At 64.0% G+C, this 20647-nt stretch carries 17 protein-coding genes; 9 read left to right on the forward strand and 8 right to left on the reverse strand.

What is annotated here, in order from left to right; genetic code table 11:
* Window positions 1-119 precede the first annotated feature (119 nt).
* On the forward strand, window positions 120-1928 hold the full coding sequence (locus HNE05_RS17645; RefSeq protein WP_173209753.1) for a molecular chaperone: 1809 nt from the start codon (window positions 120-122) through the stop codon (window positions 1926-1928).
* A 65-nt stretch (window positions 1929-1993) separates the two neighbouring features.
* Window positions 1994-4063 (forward strand): EAL domain-containing response regulator, encoded by a 2070-nt coding sequence (locus tag HNE05_RS17650; protein ID WP_173209755.1) that lies wholly within the window; start codon window positions 1994-1996, stop codon window positions 4061-4063.
* Between the two features lie 61 nt (window positions 4064-4124).
* Here HNE05_RS17650 and serB read toward each other — a convergent pair whose 3' ends face one another.
* Window positions 4125-5339 (reverse strand): phosphoserine phosphatase SerB, encoded by a 1215-nt coding sequence (gene serB / locus HNE05_RS17655; RefSeq protein WP_173209757.1) that lies wholly within the window; start codon window positions 5337-5339, stop codon window positions 4125-4127.
* A gap of 166 nt (window positions 5340-5505) precedes the next feature.
* Between serB and HNE05_RS17660 the strand changes: the two genes are divergently transcribed.
* Window positions 5506-7050, forward strand: a complete 1545-nt coding sequence (locus tag HNE05_RS17660) for an AhpA/YtjB family protein (RefSeq protein ID WP_173209759.1) — start codon at window positions 5506-5508, stop codon at window positions 7048-7050.
* A complete protein-coding gene (locus HNE05_RS17665; RefSeq protein ID WP_173209761.1) occupies window positions 7047-7595 on the forward strand; it encodes a metal-dependent hydrolase in 549 nt (182 codons plus the stop codon). Before HNE05_RS17660 ends, HNE05_RS17665 begins: the two co-directional genes overlap by 4 nt.
* Here HNE05_RS17665 and waaA read toward each other — a convergent pair.
* Window positions 7569-8843: a lipid IV(A) 3-deoxy-D-manno-octulosonic acid transferase gene (gene waaA / locus HNE05_RS17670; protein ID WP_173209763.1), complete on the reverse strand. Its 1275-nt coding sequence runs from the start codon at window positions 8841-8843 to the stop codon at window positions 7569-7571. The genes HNE05_RS17665 and waaA overlap by 27 nt on opposite strands.
* Window positions 8844-9075: 232 nt before the next feature.
* The gene (locus tag HNE05_RS17675; protein ID WP_173209765.1) at window positions 9076-9960 is read right to left on the reverse strand and encodes a LysR family transcriptional regulator; all 885 of its coding nucleotides are present in this window, start codon (window positions 9958-9960) and stop codon (window positions 9076-9078) included.
* An 83-nt stretch (window positions 9961-10043) separates the two neighbouring features.
* Between HNE05_RS17675 and HNE05_RS17680 the strand changes: the two genes are divergently transcribed.
* From HNE05_RS17680 to HNE05_RS17695, 4 genes are all read left to right on the forward strand, one after another.
* Window positions 10044-10376, forward strand: coding sequence for a DMT family transporter (locus tag HNE05_RS17680; RefSeq protein WP_173209767.1), 333 nt, complete (start codon window positions 10044-10046; stop codon window positions 10374-10376).
* A 63-nt stretch (window positions 10377-10439) separates the two neighbouring features.
* Window positions 10440-11615: an FAD-dependent oxidoreductase gene (locus tag HNE05_RS17685; RefSeq protein ID WP_173209769.1), complete on the forward strand. Its 1176-nt coding sequence runs from the start codon at window positions 10440-10442 to the stop codon at window positions 11613-11615.
* Complete coding sequence (locus tag HNE05_RS17690) at window positions 11612-12430, forward strand: aldo/keto reductase (protein WP_173209771.1); 819 nt, start codon at window positions 11612-11614, stop codon at window positions 12428-12430. Before HNE05_RS17685 ends, HNE05_RS17690 begins: the two co-directional genes overlap by 4 nt.
* A gap of 114 nt (window positions 12431-12544) precedes the next feature.
* The gene (locus HNE05_RS17695) at window positions 12545-13447 is read left to right on the forward strand and encodes a metal ABC transporter ATPase (protein WP_173209773.1); all 903 of its coding nucleotides are present in this window, start codon (window positions 12545-12547) and stop codon (window positions 13445-13447) included.
* Between the two features lie 17 nt (window positions 13448-13464).
* Here HNE05_RS17695 and hldE read toward each other — a convergent pair whose 3' ends face one another.
* Together hldE and msbA are read right to left on the reverse strand one after the other, a co-directional pair.
* Window positions 13465-14886 carry a bifunctional D-glycero-beta-D-manno-heptose-7-phosphate kinase/D-glycero-beta-D-manno-heptose 1-phosphate adenylyltransferase HldE gene (gene hldE, locus HNE05_RS17700; protein ID WP_173209775.1) on the reverse strand — a complete coding sequence of 474 codons (1422 nt, stop codon included), beginning with the start codon at window positions 14884-14886 and terminating at the stop codon, window positions 13465-13467.
* Window positions 14887-15056: 170 nt separating this feature from the next.
* Entirely contained in the window at window positions 15057-16880 is a 1824-nt protein-coding gene (msbA, locus tag HNE05_RS17705; protein WP_173209776.1) for a lipid A export permease/ATP-binding protein MsbA, read from the reverse strand.
* 70 nt (window positions 16881-16950) lie between these two features.
* Here msbA and HNE05_RS17710 point away from each other — a divergent pair, with 70 nt between their 5' ends.
* On the forward strand, window positions 16951-17529 hold the full coding sequence (locus HNE05_RS17710) for a BUD32 family EKC/KEOPS complex subunit (RefSeq protein WP_338053194.1): 579 nt from the start codon (window positions 16951-16953) through the stop codon (window positions 17527-17529).
* On the opposite strand, the gene HNE05_RS17715 is transcribed toward HNE05_RS17710, so the two are convergent.
* The 3 genes from HNE05_RS17715 to HNE05_RS17725 form a co-directional block, all read right to left on the reverse strand.
* Window positions 17499-18206: a lipopolysaccharide core biosynthesis protein gene (locus HNE05_RS17715; protein ID WP_173209781.1), complete on the reverse strand. Its 708-nt coding sequence runs from the start codon at window positions 18204-18206 to the stop codon at window positions 17499-17501. The genes HNE05_RS17710 and HNE05_RS17715 overlap by 31 nt on opposite strands.
* A gap of 115 nt (window positions 18207-18321) precedes the next feature.
* A complete protein-coding gene (locus HNE05_RS17720; protein WP_173209783.1) occupies window positions 18322-19566 on the reverse strand; it encodes an O-antigen ligase family protein in 1245 nt (414 codons plus the stop codon).
* Entirely contained in the window at window positions 19508-20617 is a 1110-nt protein-coding gene (locus tag HNE05_RS17725; RefSeq protein WP_173209785.1) for a capsular polysaccharide export protein, LipB/KpsS family, read from the reverse strand. The genes HNE05_RS17720 and HNE05_RS17725 overlap by 59 nt, the downstream gene beginning before the upstream one ends.
* Window positions 20618-20647 lie beyond the last annotated feature (30 nt).

Genomic DNA, 20647 nt, shown 5'->3' on the forward strand with positions numbered 1-20647 from the left:
ACACCCCAGTCATCCTCTGGCTGCAGTGCCCACGGGATGCTGCTAGAGTTCCGGAAACAACAGACAAAAGCAGCCGGGCCTGGCCGTGTCAGCCAGAGCCCTGCGGATAATCATCAAGAATGGATAAACAGAGCCCTCATCTGCATTTGCGTGTTCCGGTTCCGGAGAAGCAGGGCCTGTCCTTCTGCGAAGCCAACCCGCGCGAGCTCAAGCGCTGGATCGCCGGCCTGCCCAAGGCCAACATCGGCGAGACAGCACGCCAGCTGTATCAAAGCCTGGTCGAGCTCAACCAGCTGATTACCCCCACCGACAATCGCCTGCAAATGCTGGAGCTGATCCGCCCCGAGGTGTACTACGTCTGCCGTCACCTGGAGCGCCACTTCCTCAACCAGTCCATTGTCCTCGACGAGCGTCCGCGCAAGGTCGCCAACCTCTGCCAGGCCCTGCAGAACCACCTGGCCATCGGCTACAAGCTGATCATCACCCAGGAAGTGCCGCGTTTCAGTAAAGACCGCAGTCAACTGCTGGCAGTCGCCCTGCAGCGCGCCAGCCACAGCTTGTACGGCCCACTGGTGCGCGCCAGCCAGCTGTATTGTCCGGTACCGGAAGGCTTGTGGCTGGAGCTGCACCAACTGCATCGGATTGCCCGCAAGCACGGCCTGGAGCACGCTCAGGTCAGTGATCCGCTGGCCCACAGCAGCAAAAGCCTGAGCCAGGAACAGACCTACCTGGCCGCCCTGCTGCTCGGCTGTGCCCGCTGCAACCAGCTGCGCCAGAGCAGCATCGCGCGCCTGGCAGAGGCTCTTGAAGGCTGGAGCAGCCGGGTCGAACTGCAGGGCGCCGAGCAGCCGCACAGCCTGTTCGTGATTGCCTCGCGGCAGGACGGCCCACCCCGCTACAAGTCGCTGTTCAGTGACAACGAACTGCCCAACCTGCTCGGCCTCGACCCCCATGGCCTGGTCGACTCGATCAAGGAATACCTGTTACTGCCCGCAGAAAGTCGCGACCCACAGAAATTCCCGGTCCCCGAAGGGATCAGCCTGGACTTGCTGCAGCACCTCAGTTCCGCCTGGGGCGATATTTCCGAGCGCACCTTCCAGCGCAATCCGGGCAAGGGCAGCCTGACCCTGTGCATTGGCATGACCGCCGTACATTTCTTCCTGGCCGGCCGGAAAAGCTTTGCCGATGTCCTGCAACGCCCGGAGGCGGCGCACAGCAGCGCCAAGTTCAACTCGAAGAGAATCGGCGACGGTCCGGACATTTGGTCCGGCGCCTTCGATGCCAAGCGCGAAAGCCATTGGGACTCGACGATGGAGGAAATCGAATACAAGAGCAGCAGTCACAAGTCTGCCGACCTTGTTGTCGGAGTCGAAGAGAGCCACCCGACCTTCGAGCTGCCGATCATCAACCACAGCCCGGGCGGCTATTGCCTGAGCTGGCCGCGCGAAGTGCCGGGGCAGATGCAGGCCGGTGAACTGCTCGGCATCCAGGATGCCCCCGGACACAACTGGAGCGTGGCGGTCGTGCGCTGGATTCGCCAGGTTCGCGGTGGCGGCACGCAGATGGGCATCGAACTGATCGCCCCGCAGGCCCAACCCTGTGGCCTGCAGCTGCTGCGCAAGAACGAGCAGAGCAGCCACTACCTGCGCGCCCTGCTGCTGCCGGCAATCAGTGCCATTTCGCGCCCGGCAAGCCTGATTACCCCGCGCCTGCCCTTCCAGGAAAGCAACAAGGTCAGCGTCAACCTGAATGGTCAGGAGCTGCGCGCCATTCTTAGCCGACGACAGACCAGCACAGGTAGTTTCAGTCAGTTCGAGTACCGCAAACTGGAGCAGCAGAGTGCTCCAGCCGGGAGCCCGGTCACAGCTCAAGAACGCCCTGGCAAGAGCGGGGAGGAAGATTTTGACTCGCTCTGGAAGTCACTGTAGATTGCCAGAACGCACCTTTTGTCGCCTTTTTGCGCCCGTTCTTCGGCGCTTTCCAAGCAAAAACCATGGCCATCGAAAAAAAAACCATCCGTCTGCTGATTCTTGAAGATTCGCAGAACGAGGCCGAGCGACTCGTCAGCCTGTTCCGCAATTCCGGGCGCGCCACGCGCGTTCACCGCATCACCTCGGGCGACAATCTGGCAGAAGCCCTGCAGCAAAGCTGGGACTTGCTGATTGCAGCGCCTACCAGTGAACACCTCGAACCCAGCGAAGTGATCGGCGCCATTCGCCGCCAGGCCAAGGACATTCCGGTCATCCTGCTGGTCGACGGTAACGACTCCGACAACATCACCGAAGCCCTGATGCTCGGCGCCCAGGATGCTCTGCCCCAGGGCGAAGACGAGCGCCTGATCCTGGTCGCCAATCGCGAGCTGGCCAACCTCGAAGAACGCCGCGCCCGCCGCGCCGCCGAAGTGGCCCTGCGCGAAGCCGAGAAGCGCTGCCAGTTGCTGCTCGACAGTTCCGTGGACGCCATCACCTACGTCCACGACGGCATGCATATCTATGCCAACCGCGCCTACCTGCAGATGTTCGCCTACGAGGATGCCGACGAACTCGAAGGCATGCCGATGATCGACCTGATCGCCGCGCAGGATCAAAGCGCGTTCAAGGACTTCCTGAAGAACTACTCCAGCGCCGATGGCAGTGCCGAACTGGCCTGTACCGGGGTCAAGGCCGACGGCCAGCGCTTCCAGGCACGCATGGGTTTCTCCCCGGCCACCTACGATGGCGAGCCGTGCATCCAGGTAGTGATCCGTGCGGAAAGCGACAACGCCGAGCTGGCAGAAAAACTGCGCGAAATCAGCAGCCAGGATCTGGTCACCGGCCTGTTCAACCGTACTCACTTCATCGAGCTGATGGACGCCGCTGCCGAGCGCGCGGTCAATGCCGGCGTGGTGTCGAGCCTGGCTTATATCTGTATCGACCGCTATGCCGCCATGGTCGGCGAAGTCGGCCTGGCCGGCATCGACCTGCTGCTCACCGACATTGCCAACCTGCTGCGCAATCACTTCGGTACTGACGCCCAGTTGGCGCGCTTCGCCGATGACGTGTTCACGGTTCTGCTGCCCACACAGACGCCAGAACAAACCCGCGAAGCGCTGCACAACCTGCTGAAAAAAGTCGAAGGCCATCTGTTCGACGTCAGCGGCCGCACTGTGCAGACCACCCTGTCGATTGGCGTTGCCGGGCTCAACGAGAAGACTGCGCGCGCCCAGGACGTGATTGATCGCGCCCACCGCTGCGCCGACGAGATCGACGGCGGCAATGCCCTCAAACTGTACAACCCGGCCGACGAGCTGGCCGCGGCAGCCAACCGCGGCAATCTGGTCGCCATGGTGCAACAGGCGCTGGAGAACAACAGCTTCCGCCTGCTGTTCCAGCCGGTCATCAGCCTGCGCGGTGACAGCGACGAACACTACGAAGTACTGCTACGCCTGCTCAATCCGCAAGGCGTGGAAGTACCGCCCGGCGACTTCCTGGCCGCCGCCAAGGAAGCCGGGCTGGCCGAGAAGATCGACCGCTGGGTGATCCTCAACTCGATCAAGCTGCTGGCCGAACACCGCAGCAAGGGCCACAGCACCCGCCTGTTCGTGCACCTGTCGGCCAGCAGCCTGCAGGATCAGACCCTGCTGCCCTGGCTCAGCGTGGCACTCAAGGCCGCACGCCTGCCCTCAGACGCCTTGGTGTTCCAGATCGGCGAACCGGATGCGATTGCTTTCCTCAAGCAGGCCAAGGCCCTGACCCAAGGCCTGGCCGAACTGCACTGCAAAGTCGCCCTGAGCCAGTTCGGCTGCTCGCTGAACCCGTTCAACACCTTCAAGTACCTCAACGTGGATTTCGTCAAGGTCGACGGCTCGTTCGCCCAGGACCTGTCCAAGGCCGAGAACCAGGAAGCCCTGAAAACCTTGCTGGCCAGCCTGCACGCCCAGGCCAAGCTGACCATCGTGCCCTTCGTCGAGAGCGCCAGCGTGCTGGCCACCCTCTGGCAGGCCGGGGTCAACTACATCCAGGGCCACTACCTGCAGGGCCCCAGCCAGTCGATGGACTACGACTTCTCTGCTGGCGACGAATAACCGGCTCTGCAGCCATAAAAAAACCGCCGGAAGGCGGTTTTTTTATGGCTGGACAAACACCTCACTCATGCCCGTCACGGTCACGAAAGCCCAGCAGATAGAGAATGCCATCCAGGCCCAGGGTGGAGATCGCCTGTTTGGCCGACTGTTTGACCAGCGGCTTGGCGCGGAAGGCCACGCCGAGGCCGGCCAGACCGAGCATCGGCAGGTCGTTGGCGCCGTCGCCGACGGCAATGGTCTGCTCTAGCCGCAGCCCCTCTTTCGCCGCCAGCTCACGCAGCAGATCGGCCTTGCGCTGGGCATCGACGATCGGCTCGACCACCTGGCCGGTGACCTTGCCATCGACGATCTGCAGCTCGTTGGCGAACACATAGTCGATGCCCAGCTTGGCCTGCAGCTGCTTGGCGAAGTAGCTGAAACCGCCGGAGAGGATGGCGGTCTTGTAGCCCAGGCGCTTGAGTTCGGCGAACAGCACTTCGGCGCCCTCGGTCAGGCGCAGCGAGGCGCCGACTTCGGCCAGTACGCTTTCCGGCAGGCCCTGCAGCAGGGCCATGCGCTCCTTGAAGCTAGCGCGGAAATCCAGCTCGCCGCGCATCGCCCGCTCGGTGATTTCCGACACCTGCGCACCGACGCCGGCGGCCTTGGCCAGCTCGTCGATCACCTCGGCCTCGATCAGCGTCGAATCCATGTCGAACACCGCCAAACGCCGGTTGCGGCGGAACAGCGAGTCGCGCTGGAAGGCAATGTCGACGTTCAGTTCCTGAGCCACGCTGAGGAACTCGGCGCGCAGCGCCACCGCATCGGCCGGCTCGCCGCGCACGGAAAACTCGATGCAGCCCTTGCCCTGGTCAGCCGGGGTATCCAGCGGCATACGCCCGGACAGGCGATCGATATGGTCGATATTCAGGCCGTACTTGGCGGTGATCGAGCTGACCCGCTGCAGCTGCTCGGCGGTGACCTTGCGCGTCAGCAGGGTGACGATATAACGCGGCTTGCCCTGGCCACCAACCCACTGTTGGTAGTCGGACTCGGAAACCGGGGTGAAACGCACCTGCTGATCCAGCTTGTAGGCGGTGAACAGCACGTCCTTGAGCACCGAGGAGGCCTGTTCGGTATCCGGGATCTCCACCAGGATGCCGAACGACAGGGTGTCGTGGATCACCGCCTGACCGATGTCGAGGATATTCACCCCGCCCTGGGCGAGGACACCGGTAATGGCCGCGGTCAGGCCCGGGCGATCTTCCCCGGTGATGTTGATCAGGACGATTTCGCGCAAGGCGTTCACTCCCAGCTTGGCAGATGATCCGCACAGGGCCGGCGGCCCCATGAAAAGGCGCACATTCTAACCAGTTTCAGCGCTGCCGGGGCACGCGCGGCGCTTTGCCCGCCTAGGGGGCATGGTTATACTGCGCGGCAATTTCCGCCGATAAGAGCCGTGCCCTGTGAATCGGCCTGCCCAGGTTAAACCCGACAACTTCTTCCTTCTGCTGTTTCACGCCCTGCGCCAGCGGCGCGTGCCTCTGGCCCTGCGCATCGCCAGCCACAGCATCCTGCTGGTGGCCCTGGCGCTGGTGATTTACGCCTGGGTCATGGGCATGCAGTTCAAGCAGGCCATGCAGCAGCAGGCCGATGCCCTCGGCCAGAGCCTGACCGTGCAGACGGCCGCCTCGGCCACCGAGCTGCTGGTGTCCAACGACATCCTCAGCCTCAACGTGCTGCTCAGCAACCTGGCGAAGAACCCGCTGGTGGCCCACGCCGCCATCTACAGTGTGGACAATCGCATCCTCGCCGAGGCCGGTTCGCGCCCGACCCAGGGCCTGCTCGGCGATACCGAAGGTCTCTACTCGACGCCGATCACCTTCCAGGAAGTGATCGCCGGACAACTGCGCATCAGCCTGGACATGCAGCAGTTCCAGCAGCCGATGACCATCAGCCTGCAGAGCATGGGCCTGCTCAGCCTGATCCTGCTGGCGCTGGCCATATCGCTGAGCCTGCGCCTCGGCCGGCACATCTCCACCCCGCTGCTGCAGCTGCGCCTGTGGCTGCGCGACCCGGACGATCCGGCTCCCGGCGCCGGTCGCCAGGACGAGATCGGCGATCTGGCCCGCCAGCTGCAGGCCCGCCTGGTACCGGAAAAACCGTCGATAGTGGCGCCCGCCGCTGACGACTTCGCCGAGGACGAGGCGTTCTACGCCGAAGAACCGGAGCAAGACCACGAATTCCAGATGCCCAACCTGAGTGAGCCGGACTTCGACGAACGCGGCGAGGATTACCTGGAAGAAGGCCACGACCTGCCGCGCAGCAGCCCGGCAGAGCACGACCCCTTTGCCGATTTGCGCCCAATCGATGAACCCGAGTCGCTGCCGACACCTGAACCCGTGGTGTATGCCGAACCAGCGCCCAGCGAACCGGTACTCAGCGCGGTGCTGGCAGTGCAGCTCGGGGCCCAGGAACAGCTGCGCCACCTGCCACGGGCACGCCTGCTGGAACTGCTGCAACGTTATCGCGACTGCCTGGAGCAGGCCGCGGCGCTGTACCAGGGCAGGCTCTACACACTCAACGATGGCAGCAGCCTGTTGCTGTTCAGCAGCGAATACGGCGGTGAGGACTACCTGACCCACGCCCTGTGCTGCGGTGAACTGCTGCGCGCCCTCGGTCACGCCCTGCAGATCGAGGTGGCCGACAGCGGCATCACCCTGCAACTGCAACTGGGCCTGACCTGCACCGATCAGCAAATCCCCCCCAGCCAGACTGAACTGCTGCTCAGCGAAGCGGCGCAGGATGCCCTGGCTCTGTCGCAGCACAGCCGCAACCTGCTGCTGGTGCAACGGGCGATCGCCAATGAGCCGCTGGTACGTCAGCGTGCGCGTATCCGGCCGATTGCCAGCCCGGAAGGCGCCAGCTGCGTCGAGCGCCTGCTGGAGCCGTACCCGGCGCTGCTGGAACGCCAGCTGGCGCGCATGCACGAGCATCGCTCGCAGCCGTGACCACCCTGATCAGCCACCCGCTGCCGCTGCTGGCAGTGGGCCTGGCCCTCGGCCCGCGGATTATTCCACCGCGTCTGCTGCTGGCCGGTCTGCTGTTCACCCTGCTGCCGGACGCCGATGTGCTGGCCTTCAAGCTGGGCATCGCCTATGCCGACGCCTTCGGCCATCGCGGCTTCAGCCATTCGCTGTTATTCGCCGGCCTGAGCGGAATACTCGCCGCCCTCGCTTGCCGCCTGCTCGGCTGCGGCCCGCTCAAGGCCTTTATCTTGATAGCCCTGGCGACCGCCTCGCACAGCCTGCTGGATGCTGCCACCGATGGCGGCCTCGGCGTGGCCTGGCTGTGGCCATGGAGTGAACAGCGCTTCTTCCTGCCGTGGCGGCCGATCGAAGTCTCGCCCTTCATCAACGGCTTCTTCAGCCAGCGCGGCCTCGCCGTACTGGCCTCCGAGGCGCGCTGGGTGTGGCTGCCGTGCCTGCTGGTCGCGCTTGGCGGGGTGCTGCTGCGCGCGCTGCTGGCACTACGCTCGCGGCAACAGGCGCGCTAGCCCGGCGAGCAGGCGCACCAGGGCGCCCTGATTGGCGCGCAACACAGCCTGCCCTGCAGCCGCCCTCTGCGCCGCCTGCTGCGGTTCGGCGAACAGCTGCTGCAACTGCGCCTGCAGCTCAGCGGCATCCTGCACCTCCAGCAAGTCACCGGCGCTGCGCAACTGCGCGGCGATCTCGAGGAAGTTGAACAGGTGCGGCCCGCTCAGCAGCGGCTTGCCCAGCGCTGCCGGCTCCAGCAGGTTATGCCCACCGTTCGGCACCAGGCTGCCGCCGACGAAAGCCAGGTCGGCCAGAGCGTAGAGAAACAGTAGTTCGCCCAGGGTATCGCCGAGCAACACCTGGGTATCCGCCGTCACAGTTTCGTCTAGGGAACGGCGAACAGTGGAAAATCCCTCCCGTTTGCACAGTTCGAAGACACCGGCGAAACGCTCCGGATGGCGCGGCACCAGGATCAGCAGCGCCTGCGGGAACTGCTCAAGCAACTGACGATGGGCGGCGAGAATGATCTCGTCCTCGCCGGCATGGGTGCTGGCGGCGATCCACAGCGGGCGCTGCGCAGCGCCCCACTGGTCACGCAGCTGGCTGGCACGCACCTGCAAGGCGGCATCCACGCTCAGATCGAACTTGATCGAGCCGGTCACCTCGACACAGCCGGGGCGCGCACCGAGCCGGCGAAAGCGCTCGGCCTCGGCCTCGGTCTGCACGGCGATCAGGCTCAGCTCGGCGAGCATCGGCGCGGTCAGCCTGGCGAAGCGGGCATAGCCGCGCGCCGAGCGCTCCGAGAGGCGCGCATTGGCCAGCACCACCGGCACACCGTGCTTGGCGCACTGGTGGATATGGTTGGGCCACAGCTCGGTTTCCATGATCAGCGCCAGGCGCGGCTGCACCTGGCGGTAGAAACGCGCACAGGCCCAGGGCAGGTCATAGGGCAGATAGCAATGCTGGATGCGATCGCCGAACAGGGCCTGGATCCGCTCCGAACCGGTCGGCGTCATGCTGGTGACAGTGATCGGCAATTCGGGGTAGCGCGCCAGCAGCTCGCGGATCAGCGGGGCGGCAGCGATGCTCTCACCCAGCGACACCGCATGCACCCAGATGCCGCCCGGGCGCATGGCTGGCAGGCCCAGCGCGAAGCGTTCGCCGATACGCCGACCATAGGCGGGCGCGCGCCAGGCACGCCAGGCCAGGCGCCCGGCAATAATCGGCAGGAGCAGATGAAACAACAGGCTGTACAGGGCTCTATTCATGGGCGCGCAGCTTAGCAGAGCGGCCAAGAGCCTGTTCACGACCTCTTGAATTAGAGCCAGACAAGGCAAAAATGACCGAGGGAGCGGAGTTTACGAGCTGTAAATGAGCATGACTCGTTTCAGTCGCCCTCTGGGTCGCGCTGAAGCGCGTTAGCCGCATGCGGCTTTCCGAGGTCATTTTTAACGCGGTATGGCCGACAGTCAGGAGATTGTGAACAGGCTCTAAAGCAAATCAGCCCAGCGCCTGCAGGTGCTGGGCAAAGGCGGCCGCCAGCCACCGCGCCGCCGGCCCCAGCGCCTCATCGCGGCGGCAGACCAGCTCCACCACCAGCGGTGGCGGCGTCCAGTCACAGTTCAGCTCGACCAGCTGATTCTGGTAGGTCGGATACTGCACCACATGCCGCGGCAACCAGGCCCAGCCGAGGTTACGCATCAGCAGCTCGGCCATGGCGTAGAAGCTGTCGGTGCGCCAGACCGCCGGGCTGAGCTGCTCGCCACCGGGGTAGTGGCTGTCCTGCGGCGCCATCAGCAATTGCCGATGGCGGGCCAGCTCGCGGCGGTCGACCGGCCCGGCCGTGGCCAGCGGATGCCCAGCCCCGCACACGGTGACCATTTCGATGGTGCCCAGGCGCTGACGCTCCAGGGCGTCAGGCATCTGCTCATGGTGGAACAGCAGGCCGAGATCTGCGCGGCGCTCCAGCAGCTTGCGCGCCACCTCGCCCTGGGCGCCGCTGGCCAGCTGCACCTCCAGCAAGGGGAAGGCCTTGGCCAGGGCCTCGAGGCTGTCCAGCACCGGCTGATAGGGCATGGCCTCATCCTGGGCCAGGCGCAGGCGTACTTCCTCACCGCGCACCAGGCCCAGCGCACGCCCCTCGAGGCGCTCGCACTGGCGCAGCACTTCGCGCACCTCTTCCAGCAACGACAAGCCCGCCGCGGTCAGTCGTGGCTGGCGACCGCTGCTGCGCTCGAACAGCAATACGCCCAGGTCGGTCTCCAGCATGGCGATGGCGTTGCTCACCGCCGACTGCGCACGCTGCAGGCGCCGCGCCACCGCAGAAAAGGACTGGCCCTCGGCGACGCTGACGAACAGGCGGATCTGCTCTAGGTTCCACTGCATAGCCATCTCCAAAGCAGATAGGTAATCACTTTATCCCATCAGGCAGATCCCTAGAATGGTCGGCAGCTCAACAGGAGGCTCTCATGACCGGCTATCTCTACCTTGCCGTCGCCATCACCGCCGAAGTGATCGCCACCACCTCGATGAAGGCGCTCGACGGTTTCAACAAACCGCTGCCACTGCTGCTGGTGGTGGTCGGCTACGCGATCTCCTTCTGGATGCTCAGCCTGGTGGTGAAGACCATCCCGGTCGGCGTGGCTTATGCGGTCTGGGCGGGCCTGGGCATCGTACTGGTGAGCATCGCCGCGACCTTTCTCTATCAGCAGCGCCTGGATCTGCCGGCCATGCTCGGCATGGGTCTGATCGTCGCCGGCGTGGTGGTGATCCAGCTGTTCTCCAACACCATCGGCCACTGACCGGGCGAGCGATATAATCCGCTCGCGGTATACTGCGCGCCGGTTTTCCTTCGAGGCGCGCGCATGTCCCAAGCTCTGAGCACTGACGTTCTGATCGTCGGCGGCGGTATCGCCGGCCTCTGGCTGAATGCCCGCCTGCGCCAGCTGGGCTACTCCACCCTGCTGGTGGAAAACGCCAGCCTCGGCGGCGGGCAGAGCGTCAAATCCCAGGGCATCATCCACGGCGGCGCCAAGTACGCCCTGCACGGCGCCCTCACCGGCGCCTCGGAAGCCATCGCCGACATGCCGCGGCGCTGGCGCGATGCCCTGGCCGGCAACGGCGAGCTGGACCTGACCGGCGTACGCCAGCTGTCCGAAGCGCATTACCTGTGGTCGCCGGGCAGCCTGGCCGGCAACCTGACCAGTTTCTTCGCCAGCAAGGCGGTGCGTGGCCGGGTCGATCAGGTCAAGGGCGAGCAGCTGCCGCCCGCGCTGCAACACCCGAAATTCAAGGGCAAGGTCTATCGCCTGGCCGAGCTGGTGCTCGACGTGCCCAGCCTGATCAGCCGCCTGGCCACGCTCGCCGGCGACAGCCTGCTGGCCGGCCATGAGATCGCCCCGCTGCACGACAACAACCAACTGGCCGGCCTGCGGGTCGATGGCCGCGAGATCCGCGCCCAGCGCGTGGTGCTCAGCGCAGGCGCTGGCAATGCCGCCCTGCTCGCCAGCCTCGGCATCAGCCAGCCGACCCAGCAGCTGCGCCCGCTGCATATGGTGCTGGTCAAGGGACCGAGCCTGAAGCCGCTGTACGCCCACTGCCTCGGTGGCGGGCCGAAGCCGCGCGTCACCGTGACCACTCACCCGGCCGCCGACGGCCAGTGGGTCTGGTACCTCGGTGGCGATATCGCCGAAGCCGCTGGCGTGGCCCGCGACGAGGCCGCGCAGATCAAGGCGGCGCAGCAGGAACTGGGCGACCTGCTGCCCTGGGTCGACCTCTCCAGTGCGCGCTGGGCTACCCTGCGCGTGGACCGCGCCGAGCCGGCACAATCCGGCCTGGTGCGCCCGGACAACGCCTTCCTTGCCGACCAGGGCAAGCTGCTGGTCGGCTGGCCAACCAAGCTGGCGCTCTCGCCGGACTTCAGCGACCGCGTGCTGGCCGCCCTAGAGCGCGATGGCATCCAGCCCAGCCAGCCACCTACCCTGCCCGAACTGCCGCGCCCGGCAGTCGCCCGTCCGGTGTGGGAGGAGCTGCTGCCATGAGCCTGCACGACCTGCATCGCCCGCTGGGCAGCACCGGCCTGCTTGTCTCGCCGCTGGGACTGGGCACGGTCAAGCTCGGCCGCGACCAGGGCGTGAAGTACCCCAACGGCTTCACCATTCCCGATGACGCGGCCGCGCGCAATCTGCTGGCCCAGGCCCGCGACCTGGGTATCAACCTGATCGACACGGCACCGGCCTACGGCGTCAGCGAGCAACGCCTCGGCCCGCTGCTGCGCGGCCAACGCCAGGACTGGCTGATCGTCAGCAAGGTCGGCGAGGAATTCGACAACGGCCAGTCCCACTACGACTTCAGCCCGGCCCATGCGCGCTTCTCCGTCGAGCGCAGCCTGCAGCGCCTGCAGACCGACTGCATCGACCTGCTGCTGGTGCACTCGGACGGCAATGACGTGGCCATCCTGCGTGACAGTGGCATCTACCAGACCCTCGCCGACCTCAAGCGCGAGGGCAAGATCCGCGCCTTCGGCCTGTCCGGCAAGACGGTCGAAGGCGGCCTGCTGGCCCTCGAACAGGGCGACTGCGCGATGGTCACCTACAACCTCGCCGAACAGACCGAGAAGCCGGTGCTCGACCATGCCGCCGCCCATGGCAAGGGCATCCTGATCAAGAAAGCCCTGGCCAGCGGCCATGTCTGCCTGGCCGCCGGGCAGGATCCGGTGCGTGCCAGCTTCGAGCTGCTGTTCGGCCATCCCGGGGTGAGCAGCGCCATCGTCGGCACCATCAACCCGCAGCACCTGGCGGCCAACGTCGCCACCGCCGCCGTCGTGATCCGCGACTACACTGCACCGCTCCGATAGATCGCTGCGTTCAAGACCTCGTAGGGTGCGCCGCGCGCACCACAAGCCCCGCCCAGGCGGCAGGTGCGGAGGAAGATCATGGATCGAGCCGAAGCGCAGCACGCAGGAGCCCACATGCCCAGACAACTCGCCTGCAAAGACCCGAGCACCTTCAAGACCCTGCCGCTGTATGTCGAGGCCACTGCAGAGGGCCTGTACTACCGCAGCCAAGGCCTGCCGCTGAACTTTGCACAGATGCAGGAACGCCGTCGCCCGATAGCCGTGGCCGAGAGCCAACAGTTCGCCACCGAACTGGCCAACCTCGGCGTCTCGGTGCGTTTGACCCTCAACTGGCAAGGCCGCGACTACTGGCTGCTGGTACGCCAGCGGCGCCCGGACCGCGGCGACGTGGTGCTCAAGCTGATCTCCGGGTATGTGCCGGCCCACGAACTGAACCTGCCGCTGCTCACCGCTATCCAGGAAGTCGCCGAGGAGTGCCTGATCGAGACCGCCGACGGCTGGCTGGGCGGGCGCTTCGGTGATACCTGGCTGCCCACGCCGTACCAGCCGCTGCGTTACCGCGAGACCTGCCACTTCCGCCTCAGCCCGCTGTCCGGCGCGGCCTGCCCGATACAGTGCGGCAACCTGACACTGCTCGAGCGCCCGCAGGCCTACGTGCACTTGCCCACCGCATCGCTGCAGCTGGTCTATGACATGCGCCTGGAGCTACCCAAGGACTGCCGCCTGCCGAGCCTGTTCCATGTCGACGAATGCCTGGAAGACGGCCAGCTGATTGCCCGCCTGGAACGGCGTCGCCCCGACCTGTACCTGCTGCCGCTGCGGCAGGGCCGCCCCAGTGGCGAGCTGTTCACCCTGCGCCGGGGCCAGCTGCAGCCAGCAAGCTGCCGAGGCCTGTGGCTATCGGAAAGTTTTGCCGAACAGGATGGCTGGCTGGTGCGCGATGAGCGCATCCGCTGGAAGGACTGGCTGGCACGCCTGGCGCAGGAAGAACAGGAAGCCGGCCGCCTGGCCGGCTAACGCGGTAGGAGCGAGCCTTACCTGCTGCGGATTTTTTCGACGATAGCGGTGGTCGAGCTGTTTTCCACCAGCCCCAGCACCCGCACCTCACCACCATAGGCACGCACGATATCGGCACCGACCACGCCTTCGATGCCGTAGTCGCCACCCTTGACCAGGATGTCCGGCTTGACCGCACGCAGCAGGTTTTCCGGGGTGTCCTCACTGAAGCTGACCACCCAGTCCACGGCACCGAGGCCGGCCAGCACGGCCATGCGCCGGTCCACCGCATTGATCGGCCGACCTGGGCCTTTCAGGCGGCTGACCGAGGCGTCGTCGTTGACCGCCAGCACCAGGCGATCGCCCTGGGCACGGGCCTGTTCCAGGTAGGTCACGTGACCGGCATGCAGGATGTCGAAGCAGCCATTGGTGAAGACGATCTTCTCGCCATGGGCGCGCGCATCCTCGATCACCACCAGCAGCTGTTCGAGACTGACCACGCCGCGCTCGGAACCCTGCTCGCGCTGCACGGCTCGGCGCAGTTCGGGAGCACTGATAGCCGCCGTACCCAGCTTGCCCACCACGATGCCAGCGGCCAGGTTGGCCAGCGCCACCGCATGCGGCAGCTCCTCGCCGGCCGCCAGGCTGGCAGCCAGGGTGGAGATTACCGTGTCGCCGGCACCGGTCACATCGAACACTTCGCGCGCGCGCGCCGGCAGGTGCAACGGCCCATGATCCGGTCGCAGCAAGGTCATGCCGTGCTCGCCACGGGTCACCAGCAAGGCGCCCAGCTCCAGTTCCAGCATCAGCTTGGCGCCGCGACTGACCAGCTCGGCCTCATCGGCACAATGACCGACGATGGCCTCGAACTCGCTGAGATTGGGGGTGATCAGGCTGGCGCCGCGATAAATCGAGAAATCCTTGCCCTTGGGATCGGCCAGCACCGGAATACCCTTGCCACGCGCCAGTTGCACCAGGGCCTGATGATTCTTCAGCGCACCTTTACCGTAGTCCGACAGCACCAGCACCTTGACCCCGTCGAGCAGGGCATCGACTTCGGCAGCCAGGGCCTCGGCGTCGGTGTTGAACGGCTCTTCGAAGTCCATGCGCAACAGCTGCTGGTGACGGCTCATGACGCGCAGCTTGACGATGGTCGGCTGCTCGTCGATACGCTGGAAGTGCGCCTGTACGCCAGCGGCATGCAGGCTGTCGGTCAGGCTGTGGGCCGCTTCGTCGCGCCCGGTAACACCGACCAGCAGCGCCGGCGCGCCGAGAGCGGCGATGTTCAGCGCAACGTTGGCGGCACCGCCCGGACGGTCCTCGATCTGCTCGACCTTGACCACCGGCACCGGCGCCTCCGGGGAAATCCGCGAAGTGCCACCGTGCCAGTAACGGTCGAGCATGACATCGCCCACCACCAGAACGGTGGCTTGATCGTAACGGGGCATGGACAACTTCATGGGGGTACTCCGGAGCGGCGAAATCGCCGGCGATCATAACATGTGGACAGAAGCGACCCGACCAGAGGCGAATTACGCGCAATGACTGTGGTTACTGGATCACGCGAGTCGATATCAGCGCGCCATGTGACAACCCACCACATGGCGCACTGCAGGGTTGCCCGATTGCGTCAGACGTCCTGTTCGACAGCTAGCTCTCCCGGCTCCTCGAAGTGCCGGGCATGCAGGCGGGCATAGTAGCCATTCATGGCCAGCAGCTGCGCATGCGTCCCGCGCTCGACGATCTGCCCCTGATCCATCACCAGGATCAGATCGGCCTTCTCGATGGTACTCAGACGATGAGCGATCACCAGGGTCGTACGCCCCTTCATCACTTCATCCAGCGCGCCCTGGATATGCCGCTCGGACTCGGTATCCAGCGCCGAGGTGGCCTCATCGAGAATCAGCAGCGGCGCATTCTTCAATAGCGCACGGGCAATCGCCAGGCGCTGGCGCTGACCGCCCGAGAGCAGCACACCGTTCTCGCCAACGAGTGTGTCGTAGCCCTGCGGCAACTTCTCGATGAACTCAGCAGCGAAGGCGGCCTCGGCAGCCTTGCGCACTTCCTCCAGCGGCGCCCCGGCGAGATCGCCATAGGCGATATTGCTAGCCACCGTGTCGTTGAACAGGGTGACGTGCTGGGTTACCAGGGCGATATGCCGGCGCAGGTTGCGCAAGACGTATTGCTCGACATCCAGGTCATCCAGCAGGATCTGCCCGTGTTCGTGGTGGTAGAAACGCGGAATCAGGCTGGCCAGGGTCGACTTGCCGCTACCGGAGCGCCCTACCAGTGCCACCATTTGCCCGGGCTCGACAACGAAAGAGATGTTGTTCAGTACTGCTTTCTCGGCCCCCGGGTACTGGAAGGTCAGATCCCGCACCTCGAGACGTCCACTGACCCGCTCGCGCTGCTCGGTACCCCGATCAACCTCCTGCTCTTCGTCGAGCTGTTCGAAGATGCTCTCGGCACCCGCCACCCCGCGCTGGATGGTGGAACTCACTTCAGACAGCTGGCGAATCGGCTTGGGCAGCAAACCGGCCAAGGTAATATAGGCAATCAGGTCGCCGGCCGAGGCATCACCGCGCATATACAGAACCAGAAACATCAGCACCGCCATGGCGCTGTAGATCACCAGCTGCAGCATGGGGGTATAGACGGCGCCCGTCTTGACCATGCGCAGTTGCTTGCGCCGATTACCATCGGTAACCGTCAGAAACCGCGCCTGCTCGTACTCCTCACCACCAAAGCTGCGCACCACGCGATAGCCCTGAATGGTTTCGGAGGCAACATGAGTGACATCGCCCATGGCGACCTGGATTTGCTTGCTTTGCTTGCGAAACTTGCGGCTGGCACTGGTGACCATAAGTCCAATCACCGGAAGAATTGCCAGCATAACCAGGGTCAGCTTCCAGTTCATCCATAGCAGAGCCGCGAAGAGAAAGATCACCGTCATGCCTTCGCGCACCACTACCTTGATCGCATCCGTAGCGGCCCCGGTGACCATGGTGACGTTGTAGGTGATACGTGAAATCAGGTGGCCGGAGTTGTGGTTGTCGAGGTAGCGGTTCGGCAAGGTCAGGAGATTGTTGAACAGGGCGACGCGCAAATCATGCACCAGCCCCAGCGAAACCCGCGCCAGAAAGTAGTTACCGAGAAAGGAGCCAACACCCTGCCACAAGGCGATCAGCACGATCAGCAGCGGCACGACCTGCACCAGTCTCAGCTCGACGAGAAACGGCACGTCCTGCAAATACGGCACGGCCGCAAAAAAGCTGGCATCCGGATTGGCCAGGCCATCGACAAAGTACTTCAGGATGTAGCCGAACATCGGCTGGGTTGATGCAAAAATCAGGAAGCCCAGCAGGCTGATCGCGAATAGCCCGGAATAGGGCAGGACATATTTCAGCAACCGCAAGTAAACCTTGAGACCGGATTGCTGGTTAGAATTGGCCATTCGGCACGCCTCGTACGACGACTAGAGAGACAAGATGCGGATTGTAACAGCGAACGAATTGCAAGATTGGTTGAGCCAAGGCGAGGTGCTGGAAAAAGACAGCCACGGCGTGAAGGTCGTGCGGCTTGCCGATGGCAGGATTCTGAAAATATTCCGCAGCCGCCGCCATCCGCTCATAGCCAGGTTGCGCCCGGACGCCAGCCGCTTCAGCGAACATGCCAGCCGCCTGCAGAGCCTGGGCATCCAAACCCCGCAGGTACTCGAACTCGGCTGGATCGAGCGCAAGAAAGCGATCAGTGCGTGCATTTACCAGCCGCTGGAAGGTCAGCCACTGGACAAGCTGTTTCGTGACTCACGCCCCCAGTTCGACGCTTTGCTCCCGCAACTGGCGGGCTATATTCATGGCCTGCATCAACGCGGTATCTATTTTCGCTCCCTGCACTTGGGCAACATCCTGCACACCCCGGATGGCGGTTTCGGCCTTATCGATTTCCTCGACCTGCGCTTCAAGGGACGCCCGCTAGGAAGAATGCTGGTTCGGCGCAACTTCCGTCACCTGCATAGCTACCTGCAGCGGCGCAAGGTGCCACTGTTTCCCTGGAACGAGCTGTTGGCAGCCTACGAGCTGGCTAGCAAGCGATCCAGTTGATCCAGGCCGAGCTTGGGTACCAGTTGCGCGGGCAGGCGGCTGTGCAGTGACAGGTTGTAGACTTGGAAGTCCGGCTTGATCACCCGCTCAGCCATCAATTCGAAGCACGGCAGGATGTAATCGTCGTAGTCACCATCAATGCGACTGCGCACAGCATCACCGCCCTGCTCGTAGAAGCGCCCCTTGCTGGAATCCAGGTCCATGCCGACCACGAAAACCTGGCTGAACCCCAGGTGATAGGCCATCTGGATGCCGGCGTAGGGTATGGTCCTGCTACTGAAATAACCCTTCTCCAGGTTACGACTGAAGCCAATGCGGTTCGGCTTCTGGCGGAACCAGGAAAAATTGCACTCGTAATCCGCATCACGTCGCGCCATGCGAGCAAACGCCCGATCGCCCATCGCCTCGCCCCCTTCCGGTGGACGATTGACTCGCTCAAAGTCATATACCGAGCGGCCGTCCAGCGCGTGCGGCTCACGCTCCAGCAAACTCTCGATAACGCGCGGACTCAGGGCCAGATTCGCTGCCAGCTCGGTGGCCTGCAGCAGCAGCGGTAAACGATTGCGCACGAAGCTGCTGTCATCGCAGAGATAAAAATACGGAGCAATCCCTGCCTCGGCGAAGCAGCTGATCGAGCCGTTCATGGCCAGCATGGGATAACTGGCATAGCGCTGCATTGGGAAGTCTTTGACCGAAGGCCCCGACGCGATGATGAACAGTGCGCCCTGACAGGAGCCACGCAAGCTTGCAAAGGACCTGAGCGGCGTCCCGCTTCCTACCCCAGTCATTTCTCTATGTTTCCCTTGAGGCTTGCGGACTCATACCGCCATTTGCCGACTGTCTTGCCGCGAGAACCATGCTCAGCGCAACGGGTAGCCAGGTAATCAGCCAGTCGGCATTAGGCTTGAGCCACAGACCGATGCCATCCGTTTGCAGGGCAATACTGGAGAACACCCACAGCGCCAGTAACGCCCGCCCCAAAGGCTCAGCCCTATTCTGCCACGCGCGCCAGGCCACACAGCCCCAGAGCAGAGCGAACAGCAATAGCCCGGGCACGCCCAGGCGAATAGCCAAGTCCAGGTACATATTGTGCGGGTGTTTGAACACCTGCCCACTGCTCGGCACCAGGATTTCATAAGCATTGAAGCCAAATCCCAGCGTCCAGTTTTCCAGCAGATGACGCATACCTCCCGCCAACAACTCCGGTCGGTAGGACAGGCCTCGCTGCATCAAGACTTCGGGGATCAGAAGAGCAGCCAGCACGCCGAGCAGAATTACCGCTACTGCCGCGAGCACGCCGTAGCGGGTCGGTCGGGCAAAAGCCATAGCCAGCGGCACCATGAACAATGCCAGCCAGACACCACGCGTCTGGTTAAGAGCCAGGAACGTCAGATAGCCGAGCGCGCTTACCGCACAAAGCGTCAACCAGAGGAAACTTCGCGGCTTCTGACCGAGAAAGACCCCAATGACCGCCAGTGCACCAATCGCATGGGCGGCCAGGATTGCCTTATCCCACAGGCCGATGGCAATCAGCCGCGAGCCCGCCGGATGCGGGGAGAAAAACTGAAAATACAGCACGGAAGCCAGTGCGAATAAACCACCGAGCAGAGCCGCAGGGCGCAGGAGCGCCTCGATAGACCACTGCCCCCTGGAAGCCAATAACACCCCGAGTAGGGAAAGCAGGACATACACCGGCCGCTTGGCTTCACCCAGCGGATCCTGCGCCCCCTTCACCCCCAGCACGACCATGACCCAGACAGACAGGGCAATAAACAGCACCGTCTCTGGCTGTTTCAGCAGCTTGCGAAAATCGCACAGGAACAAGGCCAACAGTGCGGGCAGCCACAACAGGAAAATCAGGGCTTGATGATAAAGCTTGCTGCTTGGCAACACCCATGCGCCACACAGCAGCACCAGCAAACCCAGCGCAGCCCAGCGCGACAACAACTGCGGCGACAACCATTCACTCAATCGCACGTTATCGCCCCAACCTTTGCATTCGACTCGCCACGCGCTGCAATTGCGCCACATCGGCATCCAACCAACCACCTTCGACACAGTATTCGGCGGCCATGTAGCGCAGGAAGTTCTCGCGGATGCGCTCATCCAACGACCAGTCGGGGAATGCACGCGCCTGTGCAATCAGCTCGCCCGTGGAGTCCGCATGGGCGACCAGGCCCGGAATATTGAAAAACGCCTGCCCGAGGGTCAGCACCGGCTTGCCGAGCAGGATGCTTTCCAGCCCCACAGTCGAGTTCAGCGTGATGACGAACTGGCTCGCCTGGATCAGCGCCTGAGTATTGTTGCCATTGGCGAACAGCAGCCGCTCATTGCTGCGCGCATGCAGCTCCGGATACGACTCGCGGCTGGCCGGGTGCTCCTTGAACACCACAGTCATGCCGGTCTCGGCCGCCAGGCGCTCACCCAGGGCAAACAGCTGACGCATGTCCGCGACCCAGGGGGAGAACAGCCGCACCTGGGTGTCGCGATCATCCTGGAACGGGATAAAGACGAAGCGCTCGGGCAGCTCGATCACCGGCAGCCCGGTATTGCGCGGTTTGCGCGGCACCAGCGCCAGCTCTGCACTGGCCCCTCCCTCCGGCGCCTGGTAGTCGCGGAAGAAAGCGGCATCGCGCGGCACCGAGTTGCGGTAGTTGACGCCCTTGGTATCCAGTGTCGTGGTGTTCGGCAGCAGGCCGTTCTCGAAGAAGAACGTCTGGCAGTCCTGCGGCAGCAGCGCCAACAGCAGCTGACAATAGCGGTGCGAGCCGTTCCACATCGCCACATTGACGGGCTGTTCGCGCAGCAGCAAAGCCTGCACGCGCAGAGCCACCCAGGCCAGTTCCAGACGCAGCAACAGCTTGTACAGCCCGCCCTCGTACTTGCGTTTGACCCGCCGCTCGTGGCACTTCTCCTCGATCAGCTGCGGCCAATTGATACGCTTGACCACCTGCGGCAATTGCCAAAGCCTTGGCCAAGGCATCTGGGCGGGAACCACCACCTTGCCCTCAAGCGCCGTTTCATCGAGCAGGCGCTGGAAATACAGGCGTTGATGCTTGGCCAGGGCGAAGAATAAAACCTTGTTCATCTCTTGATCTCGATAGCTTCCATTCACCCG

The sequence above is a fragment of the Pseudomonas campi genome, from assembly GCF_013200955.2.
In the GTDB taxonomy this organism is placed as follows: domain Bacteria; phylum Pseudomonadota; class Gammaproteobacteria; order Pseudomonadales; family Pseudomonadaceae; genus Aquipseudomonas; species Aquipseudomonas campi.

What these genes read in the sequence shown, in the direction of transcription:
- HNE05_RS17645 (WP_173209753.1), top strand. Translation starts at nt 120, where the DNA reads ATGGATAAACAGAGCCCTCATCTGCATTTGCGTGTTCCGGTTCCGGAG.
- HNE05_RS17650 (WP_173209755.1), top strand. Translation starts at nt 1,994, where the DNA reads ATGGCCATCGAAAAAAAAACCATCCGTCTGCTGATTCTTGAAGATTCG.
- waaA (WP_173209763.1), bottom strand. Translation starts at nt 8,843, where the DNA reads ATGAATAGAGCCCTGTACAGCCTGTTGTTTCATCTGCTCCTGCCGATT.
- HNE05_RS17675 (WP_173209765.1), bottom strand. Translation starts at nt 9,960, where the DNA reads ATGCAGTGGAACCTAGAGCAGATCCGCCTGTTCGTCAGCGTCGCCGAG.
- HNE05_RS17680 (WP_173209767.1), top strand. Translation starts at nt 10,044, where the DNA reads ATGACCGGCTATCTCTACCTTGCCGTCGCCATCACCGCCGAAGTGATC.
- HNE05_RS17685 (WP_173209769.1), top strand. Translation starts at nt 10,440, where the DNA reads ATGTCCCAAGCTCTGAGCACTGACGTTCTGATCGTCGGCGGCGGTATC.
- HNE05_RS17690 (WP_173209771.1), top strand. Translation starts at nt 11,612, where the DNA reads ATGAGCCTGCACGACCTGCATCGCCCGCTGGGCAGCACCGGCCTGCTT.
- HNE05_RS17695 (WP_173209773.1), top strand. Translation starts at nt 12,545, where the DNA reads ATGCCCAGACAACTCGCCTGCAAAGACCCGAGCACCTTCAAGACCCTG.
- hldE (WP_173209775.1), bottom strand. Translation starts at nt 14,886, where the DNA reads ATGAAGTTGTCCATGCCCCGTTACGATCAAGCCACCGTTCTGGTGGTG.
- msbA (WP_173209776.1), bottom strand. Translation starts at nt 16,880, where the DNA reads ATGGCCAATTCTAACCAGCAATCCGGTCTCAAGGTTTACTTGCGGTTG.
- HNE05_RS17715 (WP_173209781.1), bottom strand. Translation starts at nt 18,206, where the DNA reads ATGCAGCGCTATGCCAGTTATCCCATGCTGGCCATGAACGGCTCGATC.
- HNE05_RS17720 (WP_173209783.1), bottom strand. Translation starts at nt 19,566, where the DNA reads ATGCCGATGTGGCGCAATTGCAGCGCGTGGCGAGTCGAATGCAAAGGT.
- HNE05_RS17725 (WP_173209785.1), bottom strand. Translation starts at nt 20,617, where the DNA reads ATGAACAAGGTTTTATTCTTCGCCCTGGCCAAGCATCAACGCCTGTAT.